Origin of the sequence: Aphanothece hegewaldii CCALA 016, assembly GCF_003007785.1 — a bacterium.
In the GTDB taxonomy this organism is placed as follows: domain Bacteria; phylum Cyanobacteriota; class Cyanobacteriia; order Cyanobacteriales; family Microcystaceae; genus Chroococcus; species Chroococcus hegewaldii.
In genome coordinates this window covers 36,973-60,080 of the sequence record NZ_PXOH01000024.1, presented here as the reverse complement: position 1 = coordinate 60,080, position 23,108 = coordinate 36,973, and the positions used below count along the sequence as shown (strand labels likewise).

At 37.4% G+C, this 23,108-nt stretch carries 19 protein-coding genes; 14 read left to right on the top strand and 5 right to left on the bottom strand.

What is annotated here, in order from left to right; all coding sequences use genetic code 11:
- Positions 1-3 precede the first annotated feature (3 nt).
- Positions 4-1,836, top strand: a complete 1,833-nt coding sequence (locus C7H19_RS18275; protein ID WP_106458363.1) for an ATP-dependent nuclease — start codon at positions 4-6, stop codon at positions 1,834-1,836.
- 2 nt (positions 1,837-1,838) lie between these two features.
- Positions 1,839-5,132, top strand: a complete 3,294-nt coding sequence (locus C7H19_RS18270; protein ID WP_181280663.1) for a helicase-related protein — start codon at positions 1,839-1,841, stop codon at positions 5,130-5,132.
- Between the two features lie 233 nt (positions 5,133-5,365).
- Here C7H19_RS18270 and C7H19_RS18265 read toward each other — a convergent pair whose 3' ends face one another.
- Positions 5,366-5,881 (bottom strand): hypothetical protein, encoded by a 516-nt coding sequence (locus tag C7H19_RS18265; RefSeq protein ID WP_106458361.1) that lies wholly within the window; start codon positions 5,879-5,881, stop codon positions 5,366-5,368.
- Between the two features lie 363 nt (positions 5,882-6,244).
- Between C7H19_RS18265 and C7H19_RS27120 the strand changes: the two genes are divergently transcribed.
- Complete coding sequence (locus C7H19_RS27120) at positions 6,245-6,436, top strand: excalibur calcium-binding domain-containing protein (protein WP_146136547.1); 192 nt, start codon at positions 6,245-6,247, stop codon at positions 6,434-6,436.
- Between the two features lie 29 nt (positions 6,437-6,465).
- On the opposite strand, the gene C7H19_RS18255 is transcribed toward C7H19_RS27120, so the two are convergent.
- A complete protein-coding gene (locus C7H19_RS18255; protein WP_106458360.1) occupies positions 6,466-7,161 on the bottom strand; it encodes a nuclease-related domain-containing protein in 696 nt (231 codons plus the stop codon).
- A 93-nt stretch (positions 7,162-7,254) separates the two neighbouring features.
- Here C7H19_RS18255 and C7H19_RS18250 point away from each other — a divergent pair, with 93 nt between their 5' ends.
- Complete coding sequence (locus C7H19_RS18250) at positions 7,255-7,461, top strand: hypothetical protein (protein ID WP_106458359.1); 207 nt, start codon at positions 7,255-7,257, stop codon at positions 7,459-7,461.
- On the opposite strand, the gene C7H19_RS18245 is transcribed toward C7H19_RS18250, so the two are convergent.
- Both C7H19_RS18245 and C7H19_RS18240 read right to left on the bottom strand, forming a co-directional pair.
- Positions 7,454-7,648, bottom strand: a complete 195-nt coding sequence (locus C7H19_RS18245; RefSeq protein WP_106458358.1) for a hypothetical protein — start codon at positions 7,646-7,648, stop codon at positions 7,454-7,456. The genes C7H19_RS18250 and C7H19_RS18245 overlap by 8 nt on opposite strands.
- 71 nt (positions 7,649-7,719) lie before the next feature.
- Positions 7,720-7,881, bottom strand: coding sequence for a hypothetical protein (locus C7H19_RS18240; RefSeq protein WP_219907685.1), 162 nt, complete (start codon positions 7,879-7,881; stop codon positions 7,720-7,722).
- A gap of 102 nt (positions 7,882-7,983) precedes the next feature.
- Between C7H19_RS18240 and C7H19_RS18235 the strand changes: the two genes are divergently transcribed.
- The 10 genes from C7H19_RS18235 (at position 7,984) to C7H19_RS18190 (ending at position 21,892) form a co-directional block, all read left to right on the top strand.
- A complete protein-coding gene (locus C7H19_RS18235; RefSeq protein WP_106458356.1) occupies positions 7,984-8,193 on the top strand; it encodes a hypothetical protein in 210 nt (69 codons plus the stop codon).
- 165 nt (positions 8,194-8,358) lie between these two features.
- A complete protein-coding gene (locus C7H19_RS18230) occupies positions 8,359-9,501 on the top strand; it encodes an IS4 family transposase (RefSeq protein ID WP_106458355.1) in 1,143 nt (380 codons plus the stop codon).
- Between the two features lie 136 nt (positions 9,502-9,637).
- Complete coding sequence (gene arfB / locus C7H19_RS18225) at positions 9,638-10,054, top strand: alternative ribosome rescue aminoacyl-tRNA hydrolase ArfB (RefSeq protein WP_106458354.1); 417 nt, start codon at positions 9,638-9,640, stop codon at positions 10,052-10,054.
- A 41-nt stretch (positions 10,055-10,095) separates the two neighbouring features.
- Positions 10,096-10,260 carry a hypothetical protein gene (locus tag C7H19_RS25820; RefSeq protein WP_181280661.1) on the top strand — a complete coding sequence of 55 codons (165 nt, stop codon included), beginning with the start codon at positions 10,096-10,098 and terminating at the stop codon, positions 10,258-10,260.
- A 261-nt stretch (positions 10,261-10,521) separates the two neighbouring features.
- On the top strand, positions 10,522-10,686 hold the full coding sequence (locus tag C7H19_RS18215; RefSeq protein WP_106458352.1) for a CopG family transcriptional regulator: 165 nt from the start codon (positions 10,522-10,524) through the stop codon (positions 10,684-10,686).
- Positions 10,687-10,974: 288 nt separating this feature from the next.
- A complete protein-coding gene (locus C7H19_RS18210; protein WP_106458351.1) occupies positions 10,975-11,283 on the top strand; it encodes a CU044_2847 family protein in 309 nt (102 codons plus the stop codon).
- A 7-nt stretch (positions 11,284-11,290) separates the two neighbouring features.
- A complete protein-coding gene (locus C7H19_RS18205) occupies positions 11,291-14,119 on the top strand; it encodes an SUMF1/EgtB/PvdO family nonheme iron enzyme (RefSeq protein WP_106458350.1) in 2,829 nt (942 codons plus the stop codon).
- A gap of 257 nt (positions 14,120-14,376) precedes the next feature.
- On the top strand, positions 14,377-18,264 hold the full coding sequence (locus C7H19_RS18200) for an NACHT domain-containing protein (RefSeq protein ID WP_106458349.1): 3,888 nt from the start codon (positions 14,377-14,379) through the stop codon (positions 18,262-18,264).
- Between the two features lie 134 nt (positions 18,265-18,398).
- Positions 18,399-18,815, top strand: a complete 417-nt coding sequence (locus C7H19_RS18195; protein ID WP_106458348.1) for a hypothetical protein — start codon at positions 18,399-18,401, stop codon at positions 18,813-18,815.
- Between the two features lie 41 nt (positions 18,816-18,856).
- Positions 18,857-21,892, top strand: coding sequence for a tetratricopeptide repeat protein (locus C7H19_RS18190; RefSeq protein WP_106458347.1), 3,036 nt, complete (start codon positions 18,857-18,859; stop codon positions 21,890-21,892).
- Positions 21,893-22,095: 203 nt separating this feature from the next.
- Here C7H19_RS18190 and C7H19_RS18185 read toward each other — a convergent pair whose 3' ends face one another.
- On the bottom strand, positions 22,096-23,055 hold the full coding sequence (locus tag C7H19_RS18185; RefSeq protein WP_219907684.1) for a DUF5895 domain-containing protein: 960 nt from the start codon (positions 23,053-23,055) through the stop codon (positions 22,096-22,098).
- Between the last annotated feature and the right edge of the window lie 53 nt (positions 23,056-23,108).

Below are 23,108 nucleotides of genomic sequence, written 5' to 3'. Positions count from 1 at the left end.
ATTATGATCAAAATCAAAAACATTCAAATTGAAAGATATCGTTCAATTATTAATCTAAAACTTGAAGTTAATACTGATAATAACTTTATTACTATATGCGGTGAAAATAATACAGGAAAAACTAATACACTGAGAGCAATAGATTTATTTTTTAATCCTGATAAATATAATCGACAAGCTGATGTTCCATTTCATAAACTTGAAGGAAGTCGAGGTGGAGCAACTACACCTAAAATATCTATTGATTTTCTTTTAGATGATGAAGATATTTATAGGATAAGTCGCTCTTTCGATTTGGATAAAATCACAAAAACAACTGGGAAGAAATTAAAAAATAAAAACTTTAGAGATAAACAAGAAGATATGACTGATCATGAAATCAACAACTTCTTTTCTAAAATAGAGTTTTTTTTTGCAGAATCTATTAATATATCTTTTCCTAAATTAATTAATCAAATCATTGAAGATATCTATGACATAGAATATGATAAAACAAGATTTAGAGGGTTAAAATCAAGACTAAAAGACAGTTTTGAGGAATATACACAAGGTTTACTAGAAGTTTTAAATATCTTATCGGCTGAGATCAATCCTCTATTTCAGGAATATCGTGAAAATTGGGGAGTTGGATTTGATATAGACACAGATATTAAGAAATTTAGAGATTTAATTAGTGATGAAATTATTTTTTTTATTAATGATGGCTCCAATCAGCGTATAGAAGGAAAAGGTTCTGGACTACAACGATTAGCATATATACTTCTGCACTGTAGGCTGATTAAGAAAATTAAATCTAAATCAGTTATTTTTCTAATTGATGAACCAGATGTTTATCTTCATCAAGGATTACAAAAAAAACTGTTAAATCATTTGAAAATGATAACAAGTGAAACACAGATCTTTATTACGACACACTCACCAATTTTTATTGATTCTTATACATTAGATAATATTTTTCTTTTAGATTTAAGAATTTCTCAAAAATATTATCAAAGACAAAAAAGTGTCTTTAATATTTTAAACACTGAAGTTGTTGAATTTAATCATATAGATGGGACACGAAAAATTAGAAATTATTTAGGTATTGGCGGCTTAGATTATGAACTACTAGATCCTTATAATCTAATTTTAGAGGGAGAAACTGATCAAATTTATATAGAAAATTTATGTCATTTTTTTAATTTGCCTTTTCCTAAAATTATTCCTGCTAACGGTGCAGATAAAATTTTAAAGTGTTTAGACTTTTATCAATCATTTTATCAAGATAAGGAACATAATCCTCATTTATTGATACTGTTAGATAATGACAGTAAAGGTAGAGATATATATCAAAAAATTAATACGATTAAATATGGAAAATTAATAATTCATAAAGAATTAATACCTAATTTTTTGGGAGAAACTGATTATGTTGCCAATAGTAATAAGCTAAATTGTGATTGGCAAATAGAAGATTTTGTATATCCTAAAGTTTTATGTGAGTTGGTTAACGAAATTTTTAAGAAAAGAAATGAAAAAACAAATCCAAAACTTAAGACAATTAATTCTAAGACTATTGAAACAAAAATTCAGCAGGCTGCTTTCAAGCAGCGTGGTATATTAGCTTTGATTGAAAATGAAAAAAATGAGAAAAATCCCGAAATAGGACAACAAATAAATTTTGTTAGTAGTCAGTCTCCTTCTGAGCAAATAAAACAAAGTCTAGCCAAGCTTTTTCAAAAAAGTCTTCAAGGAAATAAAAAAATGATCAATCTAATTCAAGAAGGAGATATCAAATATCCAAAAGTTAAAGAATTTTTAGTAAAAATTACTGATTTTAATAATTTTGTTCAATAATTATGCACCTCCCCGACTACATAGATAACTCCCAATACACCCTTGAATCTATCCTCAAACAACTGATTGAGGTAGAAAGTCAGTTAAACCTTGACATTGCTACTGGCTACTTCCGCATTGAAGCATGGCTACGTCTCGAAGAAGCCATGAGTCAATTAACCAGTTTCCGTCTCCTCATCGGACGCGATCCTACTATTAGACCAGCACAGAGCGATCGCATCGACTTAGTGCGCTATTTCCGCAAGGACATTAGCAAACATTTAGAAGAGAGTCCCTTTCAAAAAGAATACAAAAACCAAATTGACCGCCTGATTGCCTACCTACAACAAAACCATATTCACGTTAGACTATTTGGAGCAAATGGCGATCAACCTCAATTCCTTCATGCCAAAGCCTATATCTTCGACCATTACAGCATCGTCGGCTCATCTAACTTTACCCCCGCAGGTATTGCAGGGAATACCGAGTTAAATATCCTCAATAAACAGAAAGCGATCGCCCATGACCTGAGACAGAATTGGTTCGAGAAGTTCTGGAATGATCCAAGTGTTGACCTGGACTACAAAGAGAAACTGATCGATGCCCTTAATGCTTCTAAATTTGGTAGTAAACCTTATACACCATATCAGATATTCCTCAAAGCTCTCTATGAACTGTTCAAAGACGACAGCATGATTGGAGAAGGCGATCGTACTGCATTAGAACTAGCAAGCTTTCAACAAGAGGGATTCACTAGAGCCATCCGACTAATTGAACGACATCGAGGCTGTATCGTTGCTGATGCGGTCGGTTTAGGAAAAACCTACATTGGGTTAAGGGTATTAGATTATTATCTGATTAGAGAACGCAAACCTCGCTACGTTCCTCGCGCTTTAGTGGTATGTCCTGCTCAGTTAAAAGATTTGGTTTGGCTTAAGAAATTAGATGAATTTGGGATTAAAGCCGATGTCATCTCACAGGAGGAGATCAGCCGTAAAGACTTCGATGTGAGGCGGTATAATACTTATGACCTCGTAGTGGTTGATGAAGCTCACAACTTTCGCAACAGTGCCACCAACCGTTTTCAAAATTTACTTAAACTGCTCAGTAGTGGGAAACGGAGTAAACGAGTTTTACTGCTGACGGCCACCCCAATTAATAACAGTGTTTTTGATATTTATCACCAGATCCTACTGCTGACTAGAGGCAGTGACACCTATTACCGTGAATGGGGCATTTCTAATCTGAAAACTTACTTTAAAGCCTTAGCCAAAGGTGGAGTTGAAATTACTGAACTGTTACTCCAGACGATGGTGAGGCGTTCTAGACAGGATGTGATCAAACGACAACTTTCAGGTGAGGAGATTTTAATCAATGGAATGCCGATTAAATTTCCTAAGAGAGAGTTAGAGAAGTTTACCTACAATTTCGAGGAGAGTTTTGCTGGACTTTATGCAAGTATCGCTAATCAGATTGACCAGCTAACCCTTGCTCCTTATAACATCAAAGCTTTTAAACAAAGGCAGCAAAAAGAAGATCTTGATGAAGTTAAGCGCAATCAGGCTTTGGTTGCCCTACAGAAAGCCCTCTATTTAAAACGTTTGGAAAGTTCACTAATTGCTTTTGGTAATAGCGTCCGCAATCAACGGGATTTTCAAACCCGATTTTATGAAATCTTAACTACACAAGGAAAACTACTAGACAGTAAGCACTTTCGTAAACTGCTCCTAGCCGCCGAAACATCCGATGATGGTGAAGGGGTTTTAAGCAATATCCTCTCAGAACTCAATGAGATTGATCCCAAAGATTACCAGATTGACAACCTGCGATCGCATATTGAAGCTGATCTGAACATCCTTAACAGCATACTGGAAACTCTGGCAATGATTCAGGCTTCAGTAGAACAGCACAAAGACTATGACCGTAAACTTGCCTCATTTAAGCAATTACTTTTAGATTCGCTCTTAAGTCAGAAAATTTTAATCTTCAGCTATTTTAAAGACACGGCTGACTATCTCTACTCTGAGCTACTCAAAGATGCAGACTGGCTTAAACAAATGGGGGAACCCAAAATAGAGATTATTACTGGCGCAACCCTTACTAAACAACGAGAGATCATCGTTAAACGGTTTGCCCCAAAAGCGAATACTCAAAGTGAAGAAGAACGAGAATCTTTAAAACAAGATGCGATCAATATCCTGATCTGTACCGATGTTCTATCAGAAGGTCAAAATCTCCAAGATGCAGGGGTTCTCATTAATTACGACCTTCATTGGAATCCAGTACGGATGATCCAACGTGCGGGTCGGATTGACCGATTAGGGACAGACCACCCAACGCTGACTATCTACAACTGTTTTCCCGAAGAAGGTCTAGAAAACTTACTGGGATTGGTCAGACGATTACAGCAGCGTATCGCCACTATTGACCTTGAGATAGGATTAGATGCCAGTGTACTAGGAGAAACGATCTCAGAGCGATCGCTTGAAGAACTCTGCCGTCTTAAACAAGCGGATACCGAAGCGGAAAAACAAGCCATTTTAGAAGAATTAGAACAGCTATCCGATTTAGTGTCCCTCGATGAGATGCGATTACCTTTACTGGAGTTCATTCAAAACCAAGCGGCTGAAGCAATTGAAGATATTCCGATGGGAATTCACAGTACCCGTTATTTCAATATCCCTGATCCACACTTGTCAGAGGGGGGATTATTTTTAGCTTTCAAAGCCATTGATAAACACTTCTGGCAGTTCTATCCCCGTGTAAACGGTCATATTTTGCCAGATCCGACTCGTATGGTGACAGACAAGCGTAAGATTTTTAACTGGCTTAAATGCTCCGAATCCGATTATCCAACGCAGGATGAATTACCTCCTGTTCCGTTTGACACGTCTATCTTCTTCATCTTGGAAACGGTTATCGAGCATTTATTAGAATACTTTAAAAAGCAACGAGCCAGTAGCAAGCTAAAACCTCAACTGAGTAACGTGTTACAAAAGATCTTCCATGTTCTAACTCAATTAGATCTACTACAAGATGAACCTGTCAATAAAGAAGCCATAGAGTGTATTTTAAAAATAATTACCACTGTAAATCTTAAAAGTTTTGACCGAGAAATTAAGCGAATTTGGAATGTGTACTTTACCAGTAAGGATGTTAACGGATTGGTTGCTGATTTAGATGAGCTATTCATTGAAACTAATCAGTATGATGGATTAGAAGATGAACAAGATACAAATCCTCTCAAAATTATTCAGAGAGAGGATATTCAACTGGTTTGTTATGAGTGGTTTAAACCCAAGTCTTCAAAAGAGTGATCGCTTTTTTAGACTAAAGTTCAGCAACAGCGTCAGAATTGGCTAAAAAAAGCAAGCGATCAACAATTTTTAGGATTAACTAGAATTGTTTTGATGGGCAAGCAGCATTTACAGATTAAAAGTCAACTTATAGCGAGTTACTCTGGTACAATTTAAAGGGCAGCTTTTTCTTCAATTGGCAGGTCTGAAGCACATCAATTTTAATAATAGTTATATTCTTCTGGATCTTCATCCTATTTAACATCTTCATCTTCTTCGAGGTGGAAACCTTTGATAAAATGATTTTTAATTTCTTCTATATATTTAGGCAGGATATTATTATTTATTAAATCTACACTGAGTGTATGAGTAATTATAACGTTATTATTACTATCTATTTCTAAACAACTTATCTTTAAATATTTATCGTTGACAATGCCTAGTATTAAGCTATCAATCAAAATTTTCTCTGGTTGCTCTGGAAATGTTGTGAATTTATTAATTTCAAATTTTAATTGACTTAACTTGACAAGATAATCACAATCAGGTTTCCCAATAACATTTTCTGTTTCTAAAATACTTGTTTGTTCAAGTCCTTGCGAATCGATTATTTTAAATGATGCTAGTCTATTATGCTTTTTAAAAGAGCGATTTGGAACGGGGCGGGTTTCATCGTATTCTTGAATATGAACTAAACTAAATTCATCACCATTTAAAATATTTAAAATATTCTGTAAGCCCTCAATCTCTTTTTTTCCTAACCACAACATACTCAAATTCCTAAAATATTTCTTTCTATTATACTAGATAATTTTTGATAAAAAGATTTAATTAAGGTATGAATAAGATTTTAAAATTCAGAAGTTTAAGAGATTACCCAGTCGTTGCCTTATCGAAAAAATTAAAGGGCTAGTACAATTGATGTCGGTTTTAGGATTTGCATCTAGAGCGACTATAGGCTTCTTCAAAATGCTTTTGAAAAAAATGTCAGACTAGAATAAGACAGTTTTCATGTTTGTCTAAATTTAGTCATCAGATCTGGGAACTCTAAAGATAACAATTTCAGCATACAAGCTCATAGACCCATGAAACGACTATCAATCGTTTGTTTGTCCCGTCAATAATTTTGCTATCTGCCTCCTTCTATTCAAACTCCCAAGCCACTACGTTCTTGTAATTGCAATGCTGCATACCCTGATACCTGCATTCCATCGCCTCCTCCAGATCTTGTTTGTCGGGATGTCTCCTACAGAAGATTTAAAGTCCTGCCAAGCGATCCTCATCGATTTGACCGAGATGGCGATGGTATTGGTTGTGAGAAATAAAGGTTCAGGCAGTAACTCAATCAAAACATTTAGATAATTCTAAAAAGTTCTTTAAGTTGAGCGTTTTGATATTTAACTAGCAATGCGGGGTCAAAATCCCTTACTTTAACATTAACTAGCAACTGAGCAATCTGCTCAATAGTATCTTGCTCAAAAATTTGTGAACGGCTTTCTATTAATTTTAAGAAATCGTTAAACTTGCTAAAGACAGGAACCGAACACTCAGTTACACCAATCCACTTGGCGATCGGGAAAATCACGGGTGCGATGATGCAATCCTTCGGCAAGTTGGAAACATGAGAGGTCAGCCATTCGGTAAAAATGCGCTGATGATACTTGCTTTGTTCGGTTGGACTGTTTTCTAGAAAAACCCACTTATCTCTATCTCTTCTTTTCCACTTATCTTTATAGGCGGCAAATGAGCCTTTCCATGTTTTGACTTCGATGAGATATACTCCCGTACTATTGATTAGGATACAATCAATTTCTGTCAGATTTCCTGTTTTTGTGGGGATGATGGCATTATTCATCATGAGCCATGAATCAGGTAAAGAATGAAGTAGTCCTGCGATCGCATTCTCTCCAAGAGAGCCGATCGTATTGTTTCTCCACTGGCTAAGATCGTAAAGAAGTGAATTTTGCTTCCCTCTACTAGAACGAGTTTTAGCTGCTATCATCTGTTTTCGGATAGTTTGAATCGGCTCCGATTGTCGTAAAACTCTCATGGTTATTTTTCAAGAAATGGGAATAATAATTTTAAAGTACCCAAAAACAAACAAAAAATAACCAAGCAAAGTAATTAAGCAGGTTTGAACGCAATGGCTCAATCAATTAGGTGGAAACAAATTTTATTAATTACTGGAATTTTAGGTATACAGGGAATTTTTATCATTTGTTACACGATATTTTTCATTTTCCAAAAAAACTGGTGTGGCTATATTTTGCCCGATGGCAGCCAGAAGATTTACTTTGGCAAAGAACTATGTTTGGAACTGCATCATCAGAACGTGCCACCAATTAATTAATTTTGTAATCTGCTTTGATGGATGAATCAATAATATAACTATTAGAAGTTTGTCTAATTGTTACCTCTGCATCTTCTTCGAGTTCCTTCAACAACTCTTCTGACCAGCTATCTGTAACGGCGTGAAGCTGTAGATATTCCAGCAATCTCTGGTACAATCCTTCTGGAATTTGTCTGTATTTATCCATAATCAGTTTTTGATTGGTATTATTGTATTAATTTTTAGCTTAACTCTAATTTTTCAATTCATGCTCAAGTCTTAAACATTTGCGGCTAACTCCGTTACACTGGTTTCCGTATTTTGGACAAGCGGTGGCGTAGGTTTCTCGTTCACAAGAATCATTACAGTGAGAACAGATGAACTTAAATGTTCGGGTGTGGATGGTGCGATCGTGCGCTCGGACAGTGTACTCACGGACATGAATCTTTTTGCTTGGCATGGAGAAACGCGATCTCAAGTAATTCAATTTATTCTAACTTCCTCAACCTATAATCAAGGTGATTGACCGAAAAAGGAGATTTAATGAGTGAAATGAAAATTGACTATTTATTAGGAATTGAGGGAAGAAAATTGCTGCTAGTCTATTACACTCCCCGTAATTGCTATCAATTTCGTGTAGTGACAGCGACAGGTCAAGTTATAGGAAATCAAGAAATTTACTATACACCTGACGCTGCCTTAACTGAAGGGCGAAGATGGTTAGGAGTAAGCGGTGCTAACGGCACTCGCTAAAAGCGATCTTTGGGAGAAAGCCGCAAACGCGATGCGCCCTACTGATCAAACGACTCTGGTTGACGGGGTGACGAAGCGGTTGAAAGCTGGCAGGAGTAAGGAATTAACGGAATATGTGGTAAAAAAGAATCGGTCTAGATAACTGAACAAGACCGAAGAAAATTAATGTTACCAGAATTGTATCGCATTCATCTATCAAGTCAATTAAATCAAGCCCAATTATTAACTCTAGAAATTATTGTTTGGCTCTTACAAGTTCACAAGCAAGTAAAAATTGAGAGATTAGCTGCTTATTTTCCCTTGCCGATTAAATATGAGAGCCGTCGTCGTCACATTCAAAGATTTTTAATTTTACCAGCCATGTCAGTAACCTTAATATGGTTACCATTGATCGAAGAGATAATAAAGTTAAAATTCAAAAAAGGAGAAAGATTATATTTAGCTATAGATAGAACACAGTGGTTAGATAAAAACTTATTTATGATAGCAGTAATTACAGAAAAAAGGGCTGTGCCAATTTATTGGCAATTTTTAGACAAGAAAGGAGCAAGTAAACTGGCTGAACAGCAAGCTCTAATCCGTCCCGTTTTGAGGCTATTAAAAAGCTATGAACTGGTCGTGTTGGGAGATCGTGAATTTCATAGCGTGGAACTGGCGAAGTGGCTGCTATCAAGGAAAGCATACTTTGTGTTACGTCAAAAGAAAGATACCTACATTCAAGAAAAAGGTAAAGATTATCAAAAGCTAGATAGCTTGGAAATTGTTCCAGGAGTTAAAAAATTTTTGACAGGACTCAAGGTGAGAAAAGAAAAAGGATTTAGTCAAGGGTCAATTGGCATTTATTGGAAAAGAAAATATCGAGGAAAGCTTGAAGAACAACCCTGGTATTTGCTTACTAATTTTTCCAATTTATCAGAAGCGATAAAAGCCTACCAAAAACGTGTTGGAATTGAGGCAATGTTTAAAGATTGTAAAAGTGGTGGCTATAATTTAGAGGGGTCAAAAGCCTCGATGGAACGCTTAACTCGTCTCGTCTTATTAATTGCTATAGCTTATACATTTTCCTCTTTAAAAGGACAATCAATCAGATGGCGGGGGCAACAAGAATATATCGGTCGAGTGAGAAAATTTAAAAATGTTAAAACGAAAAATAGTCATTTTTGGTTGGGATTATATGGAGATGTTTGGATAATTTCTCAAACCTTTATTAAGGATTGGGTGGAGCAATTAATCAGACTTAACCCTAATAAACTGCCATTTTATTATAGAGGGTTGAGGGCTATGTATTATATACAACAAGCTTTTTAGCTCGGTTGTCACCCCGTCAGCGACTCTGGTCAACCTCTGTTATCATGGAATTAATATTTTTGTTTTAATGGTTATGCTTTTTGAGCCGCGCCTAATAGATAAACATCAATCAAAAAGCTCAAAATCAACTCCATCTATGCTACAGATAACTAACAGAATTATCCTCCCTCTAAACGAAATAAACCTTACTGCTATCCGTTCTCAAGGCGCAGGAGGTCAAAACGTCAATAAAGTCGCCACCGCAATCCATTTACGCTTTGATATTAACGCCTCTTCCTTATCACCTCTCTACAAAGAACGTCTACTGAATTTAGACGATCAACGCATTACCAAAGATGGAATAATCGTCATTAAAGCGCAACAACACCGTACCCAAGAACAAAATAAAGAAGACGCATTACAACGCCTACAAAGTTTAATCAAAAGTGTTACGATTACCCCCCCGAAACGGAAACCCACTAAACCCTCACGTAGTGCCAAAAAAAGACGCATGGATAGCAAAACAAAACGCAGTCAAATTAAAGCCCTCAGAGGCAATCTTCTCACGGAGTAATGTTAAACTATTCCCTTAGTCAAAAAATGAGAGGCTTCAAAATGACCTCAAAAAAGTGGTGGGCTATCTTCATTACTCTGTCTAGCATAGAAGCTGTTTTACTGCTCAAACTTGTCAGGACTGAATCTTTGACAGAACTACTGATTGCGATCTCGCTGATTGCTGCCTTATTGATCTTTACTACTCGGATTGAAACTAAAGATTAGACTAGCAAAAAGGGCGTAGTCCAAAAAAGTTTTTTTTTGGAACACAAGTCGGCTAAGACTAGCCATTGTTAGAGCATGGCAACTAGAACAAAAATACTTAAGCGATCCACTTCCTTTGTTTTCAACTTCTTCGGTTTTTTGAGCCATACTGCGATCGCCTCCGACTTTCCACAGCAGCCGTGATGAGCGCAGATAACCTGAAACCCCCTTGACGATTCCAGCATCTGGGTTAGATTGGAAGCATGAAATCTGATAATCCTTATGCCAAGAAAAGTCCCCCTCAACAACATTAAACGATTGACCGTAGAACTGCCTCTTAAGGAATATGAAGCGTTAGAGAGATACTGCTTGCAACGACAAGAGACAAAACGGCAAGCAATTCGTACCCTCATTCGTAAGCTAGATAAGAAGGTGATTGATGAGTGAAGTATTCATCTTCTACGATCATGGCTAATACGCATATCAGTATCCGTATTCTACTCAAGCTAAATTCTCAATAGGAGGCTTATACGGAAAGACACGGCGCAACGAAAACTGAAATTCTCCTCAGTGCGTTAGCCAAATACCTCGAAGTCGAACCTGAGTTTCCTTAACCGACCAAATTGTCCTTTGGAAAGACGGCTAGAAAAACTAGAAATCAAGACAGGAGTAGGTTAAATGAAAAGTCAAAAAAATTTAGATGGATGTCGATAGGAGAATTTAAGGGAAAGTTTTATGGAATTTAATGAAATTAGGACTGCAACGATTCCTGTCCAATTAGAGGATGGCTCAATTGTGAGAATAGAGGTGAGCAAGACAGGGCGAGAAGATATAGCCCTCGATCCCAAACCTTTCAAGCAAGTTACTGATGCGTTGGAGGGGATTGTCAATGCGATCGCTGTTCCAATCGGCAAGGTCAACCCCCGCAAGGCAACAGTAAAATTCGGAATGGAGATAGCAATTGAATCAGGGCAGCTAACGGCAGTTTTAGTCAAAGGGACAAGCAAGGCTAACCTAGAAATTACTTTAGAATGGGGAAGCTAATCCAAATATGAAAGAAGATTTAGCCGAACTCCTTAAAAGTTGTACACTCAAATTGAGTATCCCAAACAAGGCGGGTTGGGGTACGGGTTTTTTAATAGCACCAGATAGGATACTAACTTGCGCTCATGTAGTCAAAACCGCAGGATTTGAAGCGATTAAGGTCAGTTGGCAAAATAAGGAAGACTTCCCCACAGCTACAATCGAGAGATTTATCGAATCCAGCGATCTGGCCCTACTCAGACTAAATTCACCGCTTAAGAATTTACCGTGTGTTTATTTGGACAAAGAAGTTAATCCAAACGATGATCTGTACACTTTCGGTTATCCCGACGAATTTCCCAACGGCGCGCCCGTCACCTTTAGCTATGAAGGATTAACGGGAGATAGCCCCCCATTGATGAAGTTCAAGTTAGGTCAAGCTAGGCCAGGATTAAGCGGTTCTCCACTGCTCAATATGCGGACGGGAAAAGTGTGTGGAATGGCGAAGTTTACACTAGATCGGGGAACGAATCTTGGTGGCGGTGGTGTTCCAATGACGAGCATCTATGCGGAGTTTAGAGAACTGGAAGGATGGCAGAAAAATTTTCACGAAAACGATCAGACTTGGAGCAATTATCTGAAAAATTTGTCAAATTCATTAACATCGTATAATGCTGATTTAGGAGAAGGTGTCTTTCTAGAAATGGTTCCAATTCCTTATGGAACATTCATGATGGGAACGCCAAAAGAAGAAATAGAAAGACTATGTCAGGTATATAAGAGAGATCATTTTAGAAACGAAGGCCCACAACGTCAAGTGAGTGTTTCATCATTCTATATGGGGAAATACCCCGTTACACAGGAGCAGTGGAGAGCGATCGCCCGTTTAAAACATTTTACTCGACCACTAAAAGAAGACCCATCAAAATTCAAAGGGCATAAGCGACCAGTCGAGAACGTAAGTTGGAAAGATGCAATTGAATTCTGTAAAAGATTATCAAAGCTAACTGGAAAGAAGTTCCGTCTGCCATCGGAAGCGGAATGGGAATATGCGTGTCGTGCGGGAACAGAAACACCGTTTCATTTTGGAGAGACAATTTCAACAAAAGAAGCGAATTACAATGGTAACTACAATGGAACAACAGATGTCGATTATTTTGATAAGGTCATTTCCTCTAATAAAAACGGATTCGGATTATATGACCTGCACGGAAATGTCTGGGAATGGTGTCAAGATCCTTGGCATGGAGATTATCAAGGCGCACCAACGGATGGAAGAGTCTGGGATAGAGAGGGTGAAGAAAATTATCCTTATCATGTCATGCGTGGCGGTGCTTGGAATCATGAGCTATGGTTAAGCCGTTCTGCGACTCGCAACCTAGACTGTTACAAAGACGCAAAAGATCATATCATCGACCGCGGCTCTGACATGGGTTTTCGGGTGGTATGTGAACTCTTTGAAGAAAAACAGAATATGAATACATTAACCCCACAAATGTTCAAAGATTCGGGTTTTAGTGAAGTGCTAGGGGCGATCACCAAACGGTTAGATGAGGATACCGAGTTACCCTCCCCAGACGAAGTGAAGGGGACAAACATCGGTAACTATGCACCGAACGCTCAAGGGAGCAATATCATCAGTAGTCAGAACATTTCTGGAAACACCTTCATTGGAACGCAGAACAATTACAACCAGCTATCTGAACAAAAGTCAGAAACAAAAGCCAAAGTTATGTTAGAAGCAATATCTGAATTTGATATCGGCATTATTGTTGCACTAAGGGAAGAATTCAGAGAGCTTTTCTCACAACTGCCCTCTCCCCAAGCAATTAAAGATGAGGAAACTGGAGTAACTGATTACCTGTTCAAGTGGGAAAAAACAGTTATTTATCATTGTGCAGCTACCTTCGTCGGAGACATGGGCTTAGAAAAAGCTGCACTGGCCACGGAGCGGTTCATCAAACGCCGTCAACCGAAAACAGTAGTCATGCTAGGGATTGCTGGAGGGATGAGTAGAGATGTCAAGTTAGGAGATGTGGTAGTGGTAACGACTGCCAATAATTATTTAGACAGAGGAAAAGCGGTGACTGGAGGCGAAGAGACATTTACTTTTGAAATGGGAGGTGACACCTATCGATGCAGTGACGATTTAGCCAGAGCCGTTCAAGACATGGAGTTTGCCCATTCTCAACTGTATCGAGAGTGGCAAGAAGAAGCAAGAAAAAGAAAGGAAGCTCAACTCCCATCGGAACTACCACAAAAAGAATGGCTTAGGGACAAACCAGAATTTGTTCATGGTGCGATCGCATCTGGGTCAGTAGTTGGTGCAACCCAACCGTTTATTGACTGGTTGAAGAAGAACAACAGAAATTATCTTGCGATTGAAATGGAAGGGGCAGGGATGTTAAGTGCGGTCTACAGTCATGCCGACCCAAAGAAAACGCTAATTTTAAGAGGGATCTCAGATTTTGCTGATGAACGGAAGCAGGAGCTAGATCAGATTAGAAAAGGTGGTATTCGTCGTTATGCAATGAATAATGCTATTACTCTAATGTGGAAATTACTTGAGGCGCAAATCCTACCCAAAAATGAAATGCCTAATTCAGAAAAAACTCAACAATCTAGCTCATCTAATCAAGTGAAGCCGAATGAACTTTTAGACACTTTAAGGCGGTTAATCCCTGCACAGTTTAACGAACTGTCCTTTCGGCTAAATGTCCCTAATGAATATCTACCTCATCAAAATACTCCTCAAATAGAAAGAGCAACAGCTTTACTCACATGGGCATCAGCACCAGGAGGCATCGGTTTAACGAGAGTGAAAGAGGTTGTAAATGATTTTCTCGGAAACCCTTAGTAGCCTCTCCGAGAAGCGAAGAATCGGGGGGGCAAACAAAACGTAACTTACCCAATAACCTATCATACTTAGGAGTTGCTGAGGATCATTTTTTTGGACAAGATGAGACACTAAAGCAACTCCCTAAAAAGTTACAGCAATCTTCTCTTTCAGAACTTGAGTTTATCCATCTCAAGCAGGAATTTCGCTGTGCTTCAATAGGATTACTCAATTGGCCAAAAACACTAAAGAAAAATCAACAGATTGTTCGTCCAGAATTGGAAAAACTGTTAGATCGTATAAACACAGAAGATTTTTCTACAACTATTGTTCTGGGAGGCCCGGGTTTTGGAAAATCATCACTTTTAGGGGTTTTAGGGCATAGTTTAGTAGAGCAGGACTATACATTATTAGCAATTAAAGCGGACTATCTGAGCAATCAGGTTAAAACTCTTGATGATTTACAGAAGGACGATCAGTTACGCTTAAGCATGAATCCTATAGAGGCTGTTAAAGCAGTTGCAAATAAAGAACGAGTGATTCTGCTAATCGATCAATTAGATGCCATTTCGGAGTTGCTCGACCGTAATCCTGAACGTCTTAAAGTGTTGTTGACATTAATCCAATCTTTAACCAAGACACCGAATGTTCACATCATCGCATCTTGCCGAGAATTTGAATTTCATCATGGCTCTCAATTTACTCGATTGGAGGGATTCGAGCAACTATACCTCAGCTTACCAACATGGGAGACGATCGCTGCTATCTTAGAACAAGCAGGTCATGCACCAAACAGTATAGGAGAATCTTTACAGGAACTGTTGCGAAACCCCTTACATCTAAAACTATTTTTGGAAGTTGCAAAACCTGGAGAGGTTTTTGATTCTTCCCAGAAGTTGCTAAATAAGTTATGGGATGTTCGTATTAGTCAACTACCAAAAGCAGAAAAAGCTAGAGAATTTTTGGAAAAACTTGCTAAACAGATGCAAAAGGAGGAAGTCTTATGGCTACCGCCTTCTGTTGCTGATGACTATCTTGAAATCTATCGAGCTTTGGAACAAGAAGGTATTTTAATAACTAATCCAGACAATTTTACTCTAGGATTTTGCCATCAAACTTACTACGATCATACTCTTGCTCGTGCCTTTGTTTGCGAGACTCAATCTCTTACTGATTTTGTATTAGAGCGTCAAGATGGTCTATTTGTTAGACCTGCTCTTCTAAGAAGTCTTAACTATCTGCGGGGTATGGCTCCTAACCAGTATGAGCGAGAATTGAAAAAACTGTTTGCCTCATCAATACGAACTCATATTCGGTCTCTGTTAATCGAGTTTATGGGGTCACAATCACAGCCTAATTCAGTCGAAAAGCAATTACTGATTCCCCTTCTCAATTCGGAGACTGATGGAATAAAGGTTCTCGATGCGATGAATGGTAGTCATGGATGGTTTGCTCATCTTCGCCATCGTCAAGAATTCACGCAATGGTTAGAAAAACTTCCAGAGAAGGCTATTTACTGCCGTTCATTGTTGTTTATTGCAACCCAATTTGCCTCTGAAGAAGTTTGGTATCTATTAGAAGAATACTGGTTAGATAATCCAGAATATGATGCTTTGAGCTTATGGATAATTAGAGAGATTTATGAATGGACACCTGAAAGAGTATGTCTAACTCAAAAAGCAATTCAACGTTCTAATCTCGATTGGTATGAGGTCAAATTTATCGCTGAAAGAGTTGCAGAAACACTTCCCGAACTTGCTCCAAGAATTCTACTTGCTCATCTAAATTGGCGATTAGAACAAGCAACAGAAAAACATAACCAAGCCATTGCAGAGTTATCAGCCGAGCCAGATGAAGCTACATCTTCTTTTCGTGCTTACAAGTCTATCCGACTTGAACCTATAAGGAATTTACTTGAAAATGATCATGATTTCTATGAACTAGAAACGTTTGCCGAAACACTTCCCGAGTATTTTCTAAAAACTATCTGGCCTTGGTTTACCAACCTATCAGAACAAATTGCGAATGAAAACGATTCTTTAGAAACTAGATATCGAGATAGCCATTTATCTTTTTATCGAGGAGATATTATTAAAGCTCTGCAAGTAGCGATCGCAGAATTGGCTAATCAGGATTTAACAGAATTTCTCAATTTTTTTAATCAAAATGTTAGTATTGAAAAATCAGACTTATTGCTTGTTCATCGATTACTCGCGCAAGGTTTAGAAAAAATAGCTTCTCAAGCACCTCAAAATGTTCTAGTCTATTTAATAGGTGATTCTAGAAGGTTGAGTTTAGGTGATGGTTTAAAAAGCTACCATAGAGAATCCAAACAACTGATAGCAGCCGTCTGTCCCTATTTATCACCACAAGATAGACAGCAGATTGAACAAATAATTTATCAGTTTAATTACTACAATCTAAGTCCTGAATTATCAGCAGAAGATCGACCCCACTTTATTCGATCTAACCGAGAACATCGTCTTGAACTTCTTTTAGCATTTCCTGATGAGTATTTAAGTCATCAAGGAAAGAAAATAAAAGAGGAAGAATTAAGGGCTTTTCCTTGGGTTGTTGAAAGAACTAAGGAAGGGTATAACCTAACAAGACCGACAATTATAGGCCCGCGTATGACTGTAGACGAAATGAAATATGCTTCTGATAAAGAGCTACTAAATCTTTTTAATGAATTGTCAGATACAACAGATGAAGCGAACATACATCAAAAAAAATCTATTGATCTCGCTCGTTCTGGAGGAGTTAGAGAGCAGACAAGCGTATATGGAAAGTTGGTTAAAGACGATCACGAGCGTTTTCTTAGAATGCTTCCTCACTTTAAACCTCAGCGTCACGAACATTACGCAGGGGCTGCGATACGCGAACTAGCCCAAACTAATTTTTCTGCTCAGAGTTTGATAGGAATTATAAAAAATTTAGATCGGCAAGGGTTTAATTCAGAGCAATTCCAGGATGATGCAGCTTCAGCTTTGGAAGATATCGCTAAAAGTAATAAAGGTCTACCTCAATCTGTGCTATCTTTACTAATTAATTGGCTATCTACACATACCAAACCTAAATTAGAGAATTATCAGAGTAAAAACCAAGATCATTCACATAATAATTCAATCATTTTCAGATTCAGTAACAGTCATTATTTAACTAATGGTCGGGCAGCAATTGTAAGAGCTATCACTTCTGGATACCTACAGCAAAATCCACCAGACTTAGTAAATTGGGCTAGTTTCATCCAGTCTCAAATAGGAATAGAAAAACATCCGTCAGTCTGGATTGATATAGTTACGAATATGCCATTATTACTAAATGGCGATCGTGTTAAAGCTACCAGACTTTTCGATCTTGTCATCCGCAACTGTCCTGAAGTTTTATCTTCTGAATGGTCACTTTGCTTTATTTCTCGTACTATTGGATGGTTTGAACCAAAAGAAACTGTTCATGCTTGGTTAGAAATGTTCTTACAAGAAAATTCTAGTTTTCACTATCAAGCTTATGGAGAATTATTGTTTATTTACAATTTCCACTATCAGGATGAATGGTCAGAGGACAGAATTAAAGAACATCTTGACAGACTAGATAATGAAGCAATTCTTTGTGGCTTTGCTCATGCTTCTTGTCATTTATGGTCTGACAGAATATGCCGAAAAATCGCAACAAGAATTCTCTGTTCTCTAGCAACTTATTCATCTCCATTTATTGAAAATACTCTCACTCATTTTTTCAGATTAAATAGAGACCATTTTCAGTTAAATCGAGAAATGCGAGAATTAATTGAAGCTTTTTGCGATCGCCCAACCATTCTTGTAAAAGCTGCCTACGATCTTATCGAAATTATTGAGTTAGAAAATATTATCGATACAGAGCCTAAATTAATAATTCAAATTTGCCAGAGTTTACTCAAGCAGGCTCAATTAGAACCCAAAAATTACAATTTAGCTCATGTAGCTGATAGCTTTACTACATTTGCCATCCAACTCCATCGCCAAGCTGATTATAAAGAAATAGGTTTACAGATGTTTGAAAAGCTACTTACTCTAAATTTAATGGAAACTAAAGTAGCTTTAGAAACCCTTGATCGTAAGCCAACTCGATTTTATATCTCCTCTAGAAAGAGACTGCGTAGACAACGTACGCCTCGTGGCAAGGTATGATCGCCATCTGGCAGGAAAAGCTAGGATACTTGCAGCAGCGGGAGGGGATCGCGGCTAATGCGGCACAAAAATTTGAACTACAAAGCAAATCGAAGTATGTCAACAAAAGATTAAAGAATTAGGAGGCTAGAACAATGACAGAGCAAAACAAGGAAAAATACAACTTATCAGGGGCAAAAATCTATAATTTCATCCCCGAAGCCCAAGGGAGTAACTTCATCGCTGGTAACGAGGCCAAAGACAACACATTGATCGGCACCCAACACAACTATGCCCCAGAACAGAAGCAGAACTTAGCGGAAGCGGCGGCTCAGATCCAAGCTCTGTTAGACCAACTATCTCGAACTTACTCCCCAACGACAACGACGAGAAAATTAGCGATCGCCACCCATGGCATCGAACAGATAGAGAGCGATTCCAGTTTAGCCGAAAGAATCCTCAGTGCAATAAAAGCAGGAGGAGTAGCAGCACTTGAACAGATGCTCAACCACCCTGCCGCCAGCTTCGTCATCAGTGCGTTGGAAGATTGGAAAGAAACAAAGAAAGGATAAAAAAAAGCGATCGCACTTAAGAAATTATCCTAAGAATAAGCATGAATGAGAATCGAGAACCCCACAAACAAGACGATATTTTTAAGCCAGAGGAACAAGATGCTCAGGCAGACCACTCGAACTGTAATAATTCTCGATTAGAAGGAGCAAATATTGGAAATTTGGCACCTAGGGCTAAAGGAAATAATTTAATTAGTGCCTCAACAATAATAGATAGTACATTCATCGGAACACAAAATAATTATCAGCAAGCCCCACCGACCCCCCCGAAAGGTACACCAAGTAATCTCCCCTACTCAGGAGTACCCGAAGCTCACTTTGTCGGACGCAATGACACACTAGCAGAACTCCATAAGCAGTTACAGCAAAACAACCAATTAGCCATCTGTGCGGTGTCAGGAATGGGAGGTATTGGCAAGACCGAGTTAGCGGTGCAGTACGCCATACGGCATCAAGATGAATATCCAGGGGGACTGTGCTGGTTGCCGTGTCGTGAAACAAACCTACTAGGAACTAAAATTGTCAATTTTGCCCTATCAATTATTACTAAGCCGATTCCTCATGAATTGAAAGATTTACAGGAGCAAATCAATCATTGTTGGAATCATTGGCCTGAAGGGACAGTATTGGTCATCTATGATGATGTGATTGATTACGCTGCACTCGCTCCTTACCTGCCACCCAGAAATAAGACTCAGTTCAAAGTCCTGATGACCAGTAGACAAAAACCAGGAGCCAATTACCAACGAATTAACCTAGATGTGTTGGATGTCGAAGCTGCACTGAAGTTACTGCGATCGCTAGTAGGGAATGAGCGTATTAATGCCGAATTAGAGCAAGCTGAGGGATTGTGTGAATGGCTAGGAAGATTACCCTTAGCATTAGAATTAGTTGGACGTTATCTAGCAGGTGATCAAGAGTTAACGATAGAAAAAGTACAAAAGCGTTTAGAAAGTAAGAGTTTAGCGGCAAAAGCTTTAATTCTTAAAAATCAAGGAGATACTACAGCACAGTTAGGAGTGGCGGCCGCTTTTGAGTTATCGTGGGAACAATTATCAGAGCAAGCCAAAGAGTTAGGATGTCGTTTAAGTCTTTTTGCTCCTGCCCCAATACAATGGTCATTAGTAGAGCAATGTGTTATCAAAACAGGAAATACCGAAGCATGGGAAGATGAGCAAGAAGAATTATGTGAATTACGGAATCAGGAATTAATTGAGCAAAACTTACTGCAAATTAGCGAACATCATGAATATCGATTACACCCTTTAATTAGAGAATTTTTTAAAGCCAAGCACAGTGAGATCGAAAACATTGATGAGTGCAAGCGAGATCTGTGTCGAGTAATGGTATTGATCGCCAAGCAAGTGCCAGAAATCATCGATTTAAAATTAGTATCCTCATTGACTTTTGTTGTTCCTCATTTAGTCGAAGTAGCGAACAATTTATTGACTTGGATTGAGAACGAAAGTCTAATTCTGCCATGTCAGGTATTAGGAAAATTCTATTTATCTCAATCTATTTATTCAGAAGCAGAGAACTGGTATCAAAAAAATAGAAATATTATTTTTAAACAATTTGATGTAAATCATTTATTAACAGCTATAGTTCAGAATGATTTAGCTGATTTATATAGTTTAACTGGACAATATAAAAAAGCTGATGAATTTTATAAAAAAGCTTTAAATATAAAATTAGAGCAATTAGAAGATAAACATCCTGATCTAGCTAATATTTATAATAATCTAGGAAATCTTTATGTAAAAATTAACAATTATCAGGAAGCTCAGTTGCTTTATCAACAAGCCTTAAATATCTGGAGTTTAGAAGAGCAAAAAAATATTCTGAACTTAGCTACAGTGTATAATAACCTAGCTTTACTTGATAAAACAACAGAAAATTTTAATGAAGCTAGAATAAATCATGAAAAAGCTCTAGAACTTTTGGAAAAACAACCTGTAAAAGATTATAATTTGCTTACTCAATTTCAAATTAATCTAGCAGAATATTATCGAACAATTGGTGAATTTAAAAAAGCTCAAAGTATTTATGAAGATGCTATTAAAATTTTGGTAAGGCAATTTGGAGAAAAACATTACTCATCGATAGCAGCTTTTAATAACTTAGCTCTTTTATACATGGATATAGGGCAATATAATGATGCTGAATTTCTGTATCAAAAAGCATTAACGCTTCAAAAAGATGTTTGGGGAGAAAAGCATTGTTTTTTAATTAATACTTACACTAATTTAGTAACATTCTATTGTGAAGTAGGAGAATACAATAAATCAGATTTTTATCGAGAAAGAATATTAGAATTAATAGAACTAAATTTAGAAAATAATTATCTCGATATTGCTAAAGCTTATAATAATATAGCAGAATATTTTAGTTTTAAAGGAGATTATGAGCAAGCGGATTTATATTTTAATAAAGCTTTAACTATACTTCAAAAACAAGAAGAATTAAATAATAATTTGTTAGGAACTATTTATCATAATTTAGGTAGTCTGAATTATCAAGAAAAAAAGATTAAAAAAGCTAAAAATTTATTTTTAAAAGCTAAAAAATTTTTGCAGCAAAGCCCTGAATTTGGTTACATTACATTAATGAAACTTGATAATAATTTAAGTTTAGTTTATGCTGAAGAAGAAAATTATAAAGCAAGCTTATATTTTCAAAAAAGAGCGTTGTTAATGGCTGAAAATAAATTAGGAAAAACTCATTCAACAACGCTTAAATTTTTATTAAATTTAGGATGTTTATATTACAAAATGAAAAATTTTCAAGCTGAGTTGATAATTAATAAAGCTTTATCGTTAATTAAAATTAATTTAGGAGAAAAGCATCCAGATATGGCTATCAATTTTTATAATTTAGCAGTCATATTTCAAAGCTCTGGAAGTTATTCTCAAGCGATCACCTATTATCAAAAAGCTTTAGAAATAGCGGTACATCGGCTAGGAGAAAAGCATCCTCATACAACAATGATTCAAAACAACTACAATACGATGCTTTTAGAATTGTCAGAAAAAGAAACCTTGAAACTTTTGCCTGAAAAAAAACATAAGAATGACTGAAATGCTGAAAAAATTTGAAGAAAATACATCAATTATTATGAAATTTGTTATTGTTGTTTGTCATCCATCTATTTAGAATCTTAAAAAAGATTTATGTCGATAATGTAGAAAAGAGAAATAATCGCCTAATCTGTAAAAGACAAGATATAATAAGCGACCGCTTTGCTGCGAGTTAGACAAAAGTGATCGCCTTCCCCCCGTCCTTAAAAATCGTCTTCTCCCCAGTTAGGATCGAAGGGTGATTCTCTCAAAGCCTCCACAGCGTGAGCCATAACTGGCGTTTCTTCCTGCTCTACCTGCCCCGAACTATACCTAGTCGGAAAATCACTGTACTCGTTCCATAAATTAACGAGAAATTGTCCCGTCTCACTGCTTTTTGGGATGAGCAATGATGAAAGTGATTCCCCTAGCAACTTTATCTTACGATCTCTGCGATCAACTATTGTTTCTGTTCCAATCCCATCAACAGAAGGAGACAATCTTTTAACAGGAACGATAAACGGGGCTTTTCCTTCGCCTTTGTGAAGACCTAACTCCATGTCCAATACTGTTAAAGTATGGGCGCGATCGCTTAAAGTCTTAGTTGGTTCACCGCGCATTTTGAAGAAGACTCGTTCAATTTCACCTCTAAACTGTCGAACTTCTTCACCGAATGTTCCACCTGTGCCACGTCCCATGCTGAGTTGTAAGGGGATACGATGTAGCGGTTGATTACTTTCATCCAAAAAGACCAGTAAATATCTTGTTCTGAGCCGATAATTTTCTTTGTCCTCATTGGCACTTTGACCACATTTGGTTAATTGACCTTTGTGGTAGGCTGGCCCAACGTAATGCCATCCTCTTTCAGTTTTCTCTTGGACTTCGATGCCTGAACTTTTATGAAGGATGAACACTCTGACGTGTTGGGTTAGCCAACCATCAACTTGCTTGGGTTGTGAAGTATCCTCACCAAAGGTCAGACGAGTCGGGGTAAACCAGTCATTAGGTGAAAACTCAACCAACTTGGCTTGTTCATCAGGAATAAACCAACCGTAAGGAGGCTTATACTGCTGAATCTGAGCAAGTGTCAGGTTTGGAGGATTCTGTACTTGTAGATAAGGAATAGTCGAGGACGCTTTTACGTCTTCATCAAATTCTTGTAGAAAATTGGTTTGAGTGTTCATTGTTAATGTTCCTTGTTGTCAGTCCTTGTTTGGTTCAGTGTCTTTGTTCGTGA

Bases quoted from the DNA above. Each gene is read 5' to 3' on its own strand.
- C7H19_RS18275 (WP_106458363.1), top strand. From the start codon at position 4: ATGATCAAAATCAAAAACATTCAAATTGAAAGATATCGTTCAATTATT.
- C7H19_RS18270 (WP_181280663.1), top strand. From the start codon at position 1,839: ATGCACCTCCCCGACTACATAGATAACTCCCAATACACCCTTGAATCT.
- C7H19_RS18265 (WP_106458361.1), bottom strand. From the start codon at position 5,881: ATGTTGTGGTTAGGAAAAAAAGAGATTGAGGGCTTACAGAATATTTTA.
- C7H19_RS18255 (WP_106458360.1), bottom strand. From the start codon at position 7,161: ATGAGAGTTTTACGACAATCGGAGCCGATTCAAACTATCCGAAAACAG.
- C7H19_RS18250 (WP_106458359.1), top strand. From the start codon at position 7,255: ATGGCTCAATCAATTAGGTGGAAACAAATTTTATTAATTACTGGAATT.
- C7H19_RS18245 (WP_106458358.1), bottom strand. From the start codon at position 7,648: ATGGATAAATACAGACAAATTCCAGAAGGATTGTACCAGAGATTGCTG.
- C7H19_RS18240 (WP_219907685.1), bottom strand. From the start codon at position 7,881: ATGTCCGTGAGTACACTGTCCGAGCGCACGATCGCACCATCCACACCC.
- C7H19_RS18235 (WP_106458356.1), top strand. From the start codon at position 7,984: ATGAGTGAAATGAAAATTGACTATTTATTAGGAATTGAGGGAAGAAAA.
- C7H19_RS18230 (WP_106458355.1), top strand. From the start codon at position 8,359: ATGTTACCAGAATTGTATCGCATTCATCTATCAAGTCAATTAAATCAA.
- arfB (WP_106458354.1), top strand. From the start codon at position 9,638: ATGCTACAGATAACTAACAGAATTATCCTCCCTCTAAACGAAATAAAC.
- C7H19_RS25820 (WP_181280661.1), top strand. From the start codon at position 10,096: ATGACCTCAAAAAAGTGGTGGGCTATCTTCATTACTCTGTCTAGCATA.
- C7H19_RS18215 (WP_106458352.1), top strand. From the start codon at position 10,522: ATGCCAAGAAAAGTCCCCCTCAACAACATTAAACGATTGACCGTAGAA.
- C7H19_RS18210 (WP_106458351.1), top strand. From the start codon at position 10,975: ATGGAATTTAATGAAATTAGGACTGCAACGATTCCTGTCCAATTAGAG.
- C7H19_RS18205 (WP_106458350.1), top strand. From the start codon at position 11,291: ATGAAAGAAGATTTAGCCGAACTCCTTAAAAGTTGTACACTCAAATTG.
- C7H19_RS18195 (WP_106458348.1), top strand. From the start codon at position 18,399: ATGACAGAGCAAAACAAGGAAAAATACAACTTATCAGGGGCAAAAATC.
- C7H19_RS18190 (WP_106458347.1), top strand. From the start codon at position 18,857: ATGAATGAGAATCGAGAACCCCACAAACAAGACGATATTTTTAAGCCA.
- C7H19_RS18185 (WP_219907684.1), bottom strand. From the start codon at position 23,055: ATGAACACTCAAACCAATTTTCTACAAGAATTTGATGAAGACGTAAAA.